General features: G+C 62.3%; 11 protein-coding genes. 5 read left to right on the forward strand and 6 right to left on the reverse strand.

Annotated features, from left to right (window positions below):
* From Y708_RS0118850 to Y708_RS0118870, 5 genes are all read right to left on the reverse strand, one after another.
* A partial coding sequence (locus tag Y708_RS0118850) for a glutamate-cysteine ligase family protein (protein ID WP_028281136.1) occupies positions 1 to 618 on the reverse strand: 618 nt, incomplete at its 3' end.
* A 3-nt stretch (positions 619 to 621) separates the two neighbouring features.
* Positions 622 to 1,623, reverse strand: coding sequence for an L-histidine N(alpha)-methyltransferase (gene egtD, locus Y708_RS0118855; RefSeq protein WP_216699840.1), 1,002 nt, complete (start codon positions 1,621 to 1,623; stop codon positions 622 to 624).
* Positions 1,624 to 1,628: 5 nt separating this feature from the next.
* Complete coding sequence (locus tag Y708_RS27735; protein WP_216699841.1) at positions 1,629 to 2,549, reverse strand: cysteine hydrolase family protein; 921 nt, start codon at positions 2,547 to 2,549, stop codon at positions 1,629 to 1,631.
* Between the two features lie 120 nt (positions 2,550 to 2,669).
* Positions 2,670 to 3,446 carry an SDR family NAD(P)-dependent oxidoreductase gene (locus Y708_RS0118865; protein ID WP_028281126.1) on the reverse strand — a complete coding sequence of 259 codons (777 nt, stop codon included), beginning with the start codon at positions 3,444 to 3,446 and terminating at the stop codon, positions 2,670 to 2,672.
* A 37-nt stretch (positions 3,447 to 3,483) separates the two neighbouring features.
* On the reverse strand, positions 3,484 to 5,295 hold the full coding sequence (locus tag Y708_RS0118870; protein ID WP_216699842.1) for a glycoside hydrolase family 15 protein: 1,812 nt from the start codon (positions 5,293 to 5,295) through the stop codon (positions 3,484 to 3,486).
* Between the two features lie 478 nt (positions 5,296 to 5,773).
* Here Y708_RS0118870 and Y708_RS0118875 point away from each other — a divergent pair, with 478 nt between their 5' ends.
* Positions 5,774 to 6,178, forward strand: coding sequence for a four-helix bundle copper-binding protein (locus Y708_RS0118875; protein WP_028281128.1), 405 nt, complete (start codon positions 5,774 to 5,776; stop codon positions 6,176 to 6,178).
* Positions 6,179 to 6,214: 36 nt separating this feature from the next.
* On the forward strand, positions 6,215 to 6,955 hold the full coding sequence (locus tag Y708_RS26330; RefSeq protein WP_035776846.1) for a DUF427 domain-containing protein: 741 nt from the start codon (positions 6,215 to 6,217) through the stop codon (positions 6,953 to 6,955).
* Here the strand turns inward: Y708_RS26330 and Y708_RS26335 are convergent.
* The gene (locus tag Y708_RS26335; RefSeq protein WP_155853944.1) at positions 6,868 to 7,647 is read right to left on the reverse strand and encodes a CDP-alcohol phosphatidyltransferase family protein; all 780 of its coding nucleotides are present in this window, start codon (positions 7,645 to 7,647) and stop codon (positions 6,868 to 6,870) included. The genes Y708_RS26330 and Y708_RS26335 overlap by 88 nt on opposite strands.
* A 97-nt stretch (positions 7,648 to 7,744) precedes the next feature.
* On the opposite strand from Y708_RS26335, the gene Y708_RS26340 reads away from it, so the two are divergent.
* The 3 genes from Y708_RS26340 to Y708_RS31270 form a co-directional block, all read left to right on the forward strand.
* Positions 7,745 to 8,083: a DUF6789 family protein gene (locus tag Y708_RS26340; protein ID WP_051479181.1), complete on the forward strand. Its 339-nt coding sequence runs from the start codon at positions 7,745 to 7,747 to the stop codon at positions 8,081 to 8,083.
* A 98-nt stretch (positions 8,084 to 8,181) separates the two neighbouring features.
* Entirely contained in the window at positions 8,182 to 8,691 is a 510-nt protein-coding gene (locus Y708_RS31265) for a Crp/Fnr family transcriptional regulator (RefSeq protein ID WP_253905885.1), read from the forward strand.
* A 22-nt stretch (positions 8,692 to 8,713) separates the two neighbouring features.
* A partial coding sequence (locus Y708_RS31270; RefSeq protein ID WP_253905886.1) for a helix-turn-helix domain-containing protein occupies positions 8,714 to 8,897 on the forward strand: 184 nt, incomplete at its 3' end.

An 8,897-nucleotide genomic window follows, 5' to 3' on the forward strand; every position in this document is an offset into this window, starting at 1 on the left:
CCAGCCGCTGGGTCTGCCCCCGACAAACGGGGAATTGGCGAACATCGCCGTCAACAGGGGCGCCAGCGAATACAGGTGGTGCCAGCGTTGGATTGCGCCAGCAGGGCCGTCGCCGTCGGTGCCGGCGTCCAGTGAAACCTGGAGGGAAGCGGTGGAGCACATCATGGTCCGGCCCGCCGGACCGGCACGGTCAAATTGCTGCTCCATCGCTGCGTAGCGGGGAAGGTCGAGCGTTCGCACCGGATGCCGAACCGGGTCGAGGGCCAAGTCACCGAGTCGAAGCCCTGACTCTGCCAGCAGCCTGCCGACCTGAGCGAGATCCTCGCGCGTGGACGAGATCACTTCGGAAACGCCGGCTGCACACGCGGAACTGATCTCCAGCTGGCCACCCGGTTCCAGGGTGATGAGTCCACCTCCGAAAAGGGTCCCCTCTACGCTGCCGACGGCGTCACGGACCTGAGACGCCGGAACCGGGACTGCACTGTCGTGGAGACGGTGAACCGTGCGCTCCACTTCGATGCCGATTTTTCCGGGCGGTCCCGTCTTGAAGCAGATGGAAGCAACATAGACCTCCGCCTCTTCCTCCGACAGCAGCTCCAACGCCTGTTCCGCTTGCACTGCCTACACAGCCTCGGCCACAGTGACCGCATACCGGTCCTGCGAGTCGGTCCACTGCCCCGCGACACGGAACCCCGCAGCTTCAAGCTCTACGGCGATGCCGTCCCGACTGAATTTCGTGGAAATCTCTGTCCTCAATTCTTCACCCGCAGCGAAGAGAACCTGGAGGTCAACGCCGGGCAGCGTTACGAGCATGGACTTTCTGGCACGCAGGCGCATTTCGATCCGGCGCTTCTCCGGCAGCCACACGGCCACATGGTCGAACTCATCCACATCGAAATCGGCACCCAGCTCACGATTCAGAACCCGCAGTACGTTCTTATTGAATTCTGCCGTCACGCCCGCAGAGTCATCGTAGGCCGGCACAAGTATCTCTTCAGGCTTGATCAGATCCGTTCCGACCAACAAGGACCCGCCTCCGGGCCCCAGCAAGTCGTGGATATCCTCCAGCAAGGCTGTGCGCTGTTCTGGCTCCAGGTTTCCGATGGTGCCTCCCAGAAAGGCGACCATACGGTGCCCGTTCCGCGGCAGGACATGGAGCTGACGTTCAAAGTCCGCTGCTACCGGGCTCAGCTCCAGACCCGGGAACGTTTCCGAGAGATGGTCGCCCGCGCCCAGCAGCGCGCCGTCGCTCACGTCAACGGCTACATAGCGCTGCAGGCGGCCTTCCTCCTGCAGTGCCGATATCAGGCGGGGCGTCTTGCTGGAGGATCCTGAACCGAGCTCGATCAGGGTTTCCGCCGGAGATGCCGCGGCCATGTCCGGCGCATACCGCTCAAGGATCTCGCGTTCGGCGCGGGTGGGGTAGTACTCGGGAAGCTCCATGATTCGCTCGAACAGCTTGCTGCCGCGATCGTCGTAGAACCATTTCGGCGGCAGCGACTTCGGCTCTGCGGTCAGACCCGCGAGAACATCCCTGCGTAGCTCGGATTCCAGATAGTGCGGCGGGAGGTAATGAGCGATCTCCGCCGGACCGTGAACCGTATTTTTAGCGCCCGTTGACAATATGGCTACCTTCCAGCTGCACCAGTGGGGTTGAAACTACCGTAGAGCATTTCCACCCCGGTCTTCGGCGCGCCGAACTTCTCGCTCTCGGCGGCGGCGCTCGGCGGCTCGCCCCACGGCAGCTTTCCGACAACCAGCTTCGGAACATTGATGTACACGCGGTTGTCCATCCGGTGTGTCACCGCGTCCAGCGGGATATACGTATCGCGGTCAAACACGATGCCGCGTTTGACCAGCAGGTATCCCGGATCGCCACCGTCGGCGGCCACAACCTCGACCACGTCGCCGATCTCGCCGCGGTCCGAGCCGACCACGGTGTCGCCCTGCGAGGGGATCTGCTGCCCGGTGGCAGCCAGGCCGGCCAGGAATTCGTCGACTTCCATCACCATGTTGGCGATCAGCGGATAGTTCACATGGATCGATGCCTCATAGGCGGGCAGGCTTTCCGCACCGATCGCGTCCGACAGGAAAGTCACCGCATAGCCGTGCTCAGTGGCATGGCGCCCGGTGGATTCGCAGCACAGATTGGCTGTCATGCCGGCGATCACCAGTTGTTCGGTGCCGAGTCGTTCCAGATGGTCGCGAAGGTCTGTTTCGAAAACGTCCGTGCCCTTGTGGGGCTCCAGGATGATGTCCGTGCTTTCGGGCTGCAAATCGGGGTGGAAGTCTGCGCCCCAAGAGCCGGCAAGGAACATCTTGTTCTCAAACATCAACCGGTTGATGCCGCTGCGCTGTTGGAACCGGGCGTCGGCGTAGTCCTCTTCCGTGTAGGCCATCGGCCCGAAAAGCACGGGCACGCCGGCAGCGCGTGTGGCGGAGATCAGTCGCTGTAATTGACTCACCACATTGTTTTTCTTCACCGTGGATTTGGTCATTTCCCAGGCTGCGCCGCCTTCGGACAGGAAATCGTTGACCGGGTCGATCACCAGCAGGGCGGTGCGCTGCGGGTCGAATCCGGCGGTGTGCCCGCCGGTTGTATCTGCCTTGGTTTCACTCATGGTTTCCTCCTGGATATCGTTCATCTGTTGCGACGGTCGAGGCTTTATTTACGCGCCCTGACCGGCCATCTGCATCAGTCCGCCGTCCATGACGTAGGTGGCTCCTGTCACGTAGTCGCCATCGGGCGAGGCAAGGAAAACAGCGAGCCTGCCGATTTCTGACGGTTCCGCGGCACGCTTGAGGGGAATGGTCTTAACCTGCTCCTTCAGGTACTCCGGGTCATCGATTGCCTTCTGGTTGAACGGGGTGAGTACCATTCCCGGGGCGATGTTGTTCACCGTCATGCCGAGCTCGGAAATTTCGAGGACAAGGGTTCGGGTGAGGTTCCGCAGTGCGCCCTTGGAACAGTCATAGTCGGCTGCACCGGCCCGGGGCTGTTCCTCGTGCACCGAGGTGGTGTTGATGATCTTCCCGCCGCCGCCCTGCTGCTTCCGATGGTTGATGAAGTGTTTGCAGCAGATGAGCTGGCCGATGAGGTTGCTGCGCAGCGTGCGCTCAAAGTCGGCGATCTCCAGATCGGCGACGTAGGTTCCGGAGGCGTCAGCGCTTGCGTTGTTCATCATGATGTCCACCCGTCCGAAGGCGTCGAAGGCCTCCGTGAACATCTTTTTGACCTGCTCTTCGTCACCGTGGTCGCCCTGGACGATGATTGCCCGGCGGCCGTGGGACTCAACCTGCTGCTGTGTGGACTCTGCGCCGTCGCGGTCGTGGAAGTAATGGACGATGACGTCGGCACCCTCCCGCGCAAATTCGACTGCCGTGGCCTGGCCTATTCCTGAATCCGATCCGGTGATGAAGGCGACCTTGTCCTGTAGCTTTCCCATGAGTGTTCCTCTCCGTACTTTCAGTGGTTCAGTGGATTCAGGCCTGTCCGGCCTGGGCGTCCTCGGCTTGGGTAATTGCCCACGCCGCGTTGATCAGGCCGATGTGTGAAAGCCCTTGGGGGAAGTTGCCGATCAGGCTGCCCTCTCTGATGTCGATCTCTTCCGAGAGGAGCCCGAGATCATTGGCGTACCCGGTAACTGCCTCGAAAATTTCCCGCGCCCGTTCAGGTTCACCTGCCATGGCCCGGGCTGTGGCCAGCCAGTAGGAACAGATGATGAACGCACCCTCACCCCCGGAGCCCGTCCACCGCTGGATCAGGTTTCCGGTGGTGAGTTCACGCTCGATCGCGTCCAGCGTGGCCAGTATGCGGTCGTCGTCGGCCGGTAGAAATCCCATGATCGGCATCAAAAGCACACCGGCGTCGAGATGCTCCGAGCCGAAGGCACCGGTGAACGCCTTGACGCTGCTGTCCCAGCCCTTTTCGAGGATTGCGTCACGGACCCTGTCCCGTTCGCGCTCCCACACCGGGACCTTCTGGGCGGCGCCGAGACGGTCGGCGAGCTTCAACGCGCGGTCCAGCGCCACCCAGCACATCAGCTTGGACGTCACGTAGTCCCGTGTTCCTTCCCGCCCTTCCCAGATGCCGGAGTCGCGCTCCTGCCATGTTTCTGCGGCCCTGTCGCCGACAGCAACCAGGAAGTCCCGGGTCTCGGCGGGGAGTTCGCCGAGTTGTTCCCGCAGAACCCACGCGCACTCGAACACTTCGCCGAGGACGTCAAGCTGCTTCTGGTCCCAGGCGTCATTGCCCACGCGGACCGGCCGCGATTCGGCGTAACCCGCCAGATGATCCAGCTCGTGTTCCGTGAGGTCGTGCTCTCCGCCGACGCCGAACATGATCTGCAGGTGTCCCTCACCGAGTGCACCGGCAGACATGGTGATCCAGTCGAAGAACTGCTGCGCCTCGTCCGGGCAGGCCGCTACCCACAGCGCCTTGAGGGTCAGGCTGCCGTCACGAAGCCAGCCAAAGCGGTAATCCCAGTTGGCGCTGCCGCCCGGCTCCTCCGGCAGTGAAGTAGTCGGCGCGGCTACAACTGCTCCGGTGGGACTGTACGTGAGTGTCTGGAGCACCAGGGCGCTGCGGTGCACCTGCTCCCGGTAGGCCCCACGGTAGCTCTGGTGAATCTCACTCCAGGACCGCCACGCCGCAATGGTGTTGTCCAGCTCAGCGGCGCCATCGGCGGCGGGGGGCGGGGAGCCGACGGCGCCCCGATGGCGGAGGGCGAAAGCGGCAGTTTCCCCTGCCTCGAGTGTGAAGGTTCCGCCGACGGACCCGTCCCCGGCGGTAAGGCTGAGTCCGGCGGTCAGCGTAAGGCGGTCCGCCCCGCCGCTGATCTCCCACCCGGTGGTGGTCTGCACGAAATGGGGCATGATCAGCCCGTACTCCGGTCTTGGGGCAACCTCGACCGTCACTTCCACACTGCCGCGGGTGACCTCAATCCGGCGAAGCAGCATATGCGGGGAAGTATGTCCCACCTCATGGCCCCGCTCGCCCGGACCAAGGGCCAGGGCGTCGGTCATGCGGAGGCTACCGCCGTCGCACTCGAACTCCGTTTCGAGCACCATGGTGCCGGCGAGATAGCGCCGGGTAACGGTGTATTCACCGGTCGGGCGGATTGTCCAGTGCCCAGCGTCCGGGTCAAGCAGGCGGCCGAAGACGCTGGGGGCGTCGAACCGTGGCGGACACCACCAGTCGATCGAGCCGTCCCTCGAGGCAAGGGCCGATCCCTGGCAGTCCCCGAGCAGTCCGTAGTCGGAGATCATGGCAGCTTTGCCATCCGGTGTTTGCACAGTGAAACTCCCTCGTCGGCTTTCAATCTAAACCCTCCCCGTAGGTCAGGGTCAAGAGGCCATGATGGCGCACGGTGCATGTATCGAACTGGGCAGGGAAGGTTGAGCCCAGGAATGCATCTGACTAGGGTGCTTGGTCGGACAAATTGACGGGAAAAGTTGATCAATGGCTCGGTGTTCGCTGAGTGTCATCCGTAACTGTTGCCATCGGTGGGGCCTGCCGTAAGTCGACTTCGTCTCAACAAGGTGGTCGAAGTAGTTGGTGAAGAAATTCAGAGCAACGTGGGGTGGAAACTTTGGTCAGTTCGCTATCGCTCCATCCTGCGTCCAGCGCGGCTTGACGGGCGGCGTCCTTCACCGCTTCTTTGTTGCGCGCTCTCACGGTGAGGGCCGATAGGGCGTCCAGGCCTTGACTCCGCCCCTCGGGGGAGGGTTATGGTGAAGGACGGGTGGGGAAGAGTCGCTGGACGGAGAAATCATGAACTCGGTCAAATCGATGATGTCGGTGCACCCCCAGGGTGAACCGGCGACAGCCCAGGCGCTGGCCGCTTGCATTGAAGCAGCCTTTGCCTGCGCGCAGGCGTGCGATGCCTGCGCGGACGCCTGCGCGGCGGAAGAGTCGACGTTGGGACTGCGCACATGTCTTCGACGCACCCAGGACTGCGCGGATCTTTGCATGACAACTGGCCGGTTCCTTTCCCGGCTGACCGATGTCGACGGCAACCTGCTGAAGACGATCCTTATGGCATGTCGAGACTTCTGCAGCACGTGCGCCATGGAATGCGAAAAACACGCCGACGTTTACGCGTACTGCCGGATGGCTGCCGAGGCCTGCCGCCGCTGCGAGCAGGCCTGCCAGGACTTACTTCCGCGGCCATTCTGAAGTCAGCAAACCCAGGCTCCCCGTTAGGAGACATCAATGACGCAGAAAACAAAGAAACCATTCCCCAGCGCCCGATGGGTGCGCGGCATCATCGACGACGTTACGTTGGTCGATAGCCGTGAACAGCTGCTTGTGTGGGAAGAAGAGCTACCGGTTCCCCGGTACGTTTTCAAGGAGTTGGACGTCCGCACAGAGCACCTGGTGCCAACCGACGCCCCGGACAAGCAGAACCATCAACACCCGCGCTCCGGAGCCATTGAGTGGTACGACATTGTGGTACGGGACCGAACCATACGGCACGGCGCGTGGCGGAAGTCAGGACTGGACGGCTACCTCGGTGTGACATGGCAGCGCGATGGGCTTGACCACTGGTATGAGGAAGACCTGGAAGTATTCGAGCATCCGCACGATCCGTTCGTTCACATTGATGCAATATCCAGTTCCCGTCTGGTAACGGTGAATTACGGCGACGTCGTGCTGGCCGAATCCCGCGAAGCCGTCTTTCTGTGGGAGACCGGGTTGCCGGTCCGTTACTACCTCCCGAGGCGCGACGTCGACTTCAGTTTTCTTGTCTCATCGCTTACCACGAGTGTTTGTCCGTACAAAGGATTCGCCACGGAATATTGGAGTGTGAGCGGCGAACCTGGCCTCCAGGACATCGCCTGGTCCTATCCTGAGCCGTTTTTTCCTTACCGGAACATTGCCGATGCAGTTGCTTTCGCGAGCGGGAAACTGGATATCTCCATCGACAACGTTCTCCAGGCACGTCCGCAGTAGAAACGGGAGTTCTCCTGCTTTTGCTGACGGACAAAGCGCTGCAGCATACGGATTCCTAGTAGCACCTGCACTGTGGCCGCGGGACGGAACCAGCGGGACCGGGGAACGTCGATCATTTCTCCTCGTGCGAAGGCTGCAGCCCCGACAGCTGCAACCGGGGCAAGCCAGACGGCGAAGGTCGCAACTTGGACCGTCCTGCTCGGTTCGTGACGAATGCTGAACCACGTCCAGAACGCGGTATCGACCATGAAATCGGCGTGCTCGCCGAATAGCGTGACGGTTGCCGTGGCACGGGCCAGCTTCCCGTCAACGAAGTCGCTGAGGAGGGCGAGCACCGGAACCGCTTGGCCGAGCCTGCCCTCCAGGGCGGGCAGGTTGCCTCGCGCCAGGGTGATGATGTTGGCGGCGCCGAGTGTTTTTCTGTCCTCGAGCAGGCCGAGATGGGTTGCTGCAAGCAGCCAGGCGAGTGCAATCCAGCGTCGTCCGCGCGGGCCAGCTCCAAGTCCCATCAGCAGATGCAGGGCGGTCAGCTCAAGCAATGCGCGTGGATGGGCGAGGGCCTGATGAAATGACCTTTCCGAGGCCATGACGAGGAACTCCGACCAGGCCTTCAGACGCCAGCCTCCACGCCGAAGGTGATCGAGAAGGAAGTTGGTCGCGTCCCGGCTGTGGGCAGAAACAAGGTCACTCATCGCTGCCCACTGTACGCCGAACGATCTTCGGCTCCTGGCCGAGCCTTCCCGGTGCCTAACGTCTAGGGAGTGCCGTTGTCGGTTCCATAACCGCTTGATGGCCATGATGGGCATGCTCCCGATGATCGCGTCCATGGTCGGCTCGACCTCCGCCGCTGTCGGCTTCATCGTCCACCTAGTCATCTCGGTCCTGATCGGGCTTGCACTGGCGGTGCCCGGCGCGGGCCTGCTCACCGGCAGTCTCGTCCGCAGCGCGATCATCGGGGTGGCGTACGGTGCCCTGTGGTGGATGCTCGGTTCGCAGCTGATAATGCCCGCAATGATGGGCATGCCAGTCCTCGCCATCGATGGAGCCTCCCTGATGTCCCTGATGGGACACATAATCTACGGTCTTATTCTGGGACTGGTCGCTGCGCTCATCATCAGACGCCGATGACCGCCCAACGACTGAACGATGCATGCTCGACCACTGTCCTTTCAGCCGCCAGCACTTCGGCGAAGGCGTGGGCACCCCACGAACGCGAGGTAGACCCCTTGGCTGAGACAGGTGAGCCTTTCAGCTGCCTCAACGCCGTGGAGATCTTCGCTGACCTCACCGCGCGGGCCATGGCCGCCCTGGACAGAATGTCCCCGCCAAAACTATTCAGCAGCGGCGAACTCGTCTTTAGCCAGAGCCAGCCGGTGAGCGCCCTGTTCATCCTGAAGGAAGGACGAATCAGGATCTTCCGGGTCGCCGAAGACGGAAGAACCCTCACAATCGCCATCCTCGAGCCGGGCGCGGTCTTCGGTGAGATGCTGCTCGTCGGCCAGCAGATGTACGACAACTACGCCGAAGCCATCGAAGACTCCGTGGTGTGCCAGCTCAGTGCAGCCGACGTCGAAGAACACTTCTTATCCAATCCCAAGATCGCCGTCAAAATCTCACGCCTCCTGGGTGAACAGGCGGCCCGGTTTGAGGAGCGCCTGACCGATATGGCGCTTCGACCCCTCACCGCCCGGGCCGCCGCTACCCTGCTCACGCTCGACGACACGGCCCCCCCGTAACCGGTTCACCAACGCCCGTGCCGTGAAACTCACCCACGAACAGCTCGCCGGACTCCTTGGAGTCACCCGCGAAGCGACCAGCAAAACCATGGCAGACTTCGCCGCCCGAGGATTCATCCGACAGGGCAGGGGACGGATCGCCATTGAAAACGTCGACGGACTCTGCCGCATCTCCCGCAGCACCTTTCCAGAAAATCGGGTACGGG

It is taken from the genome of Arthrobacter sp. H5, from assembly GCF_000520595.1.
Taxonomy (GTDB): Bacteria; Actinomycetota; Actinomycetes; order Actinomycetales; family Micrococcaceae; genus Arthrobacter_D.

Excerpts from the sequence above, each read along its gene's own strand:
- Y708_RS0118875 (WP_028281128.1), top strand. The coding sequence starts at position 5,774 with ATGAACTCGGTCAAATCGATGATGTCGGTGCACCCCCAGGGTGAACCG.
- Y708_RS26335 (WP_155853944.1), bottom strand. The coding sequence starts at position 7,647 with ATGAGTGACCTTGTTTCTGCCCACAGCCGGGACGCGACCAACTTCCTT.
- Y708_RS0118865 (WP_028281126.1), bottom strand. The coding sequence starts at position 3,446 with ATGGGAAAGCTACAGGACAAGGTCGCCTTCATCACCGGATCGGATTCA.
- Y708_RS26340 (WP_051479181.1), top strand. The coding sequence starts at position 7,745 with ATGGCCATGATGGGCATGCTCCCGATGATCGCGTCCATGGTCGGCTCG.
- Y708_RS26330 (WP_035776846.1), top strand. The coding sequence starts at position 6,215 with ATGACGCAGAAAACAAAGAAACCATTCCCCAGCGCCCGATGGGTGCGC.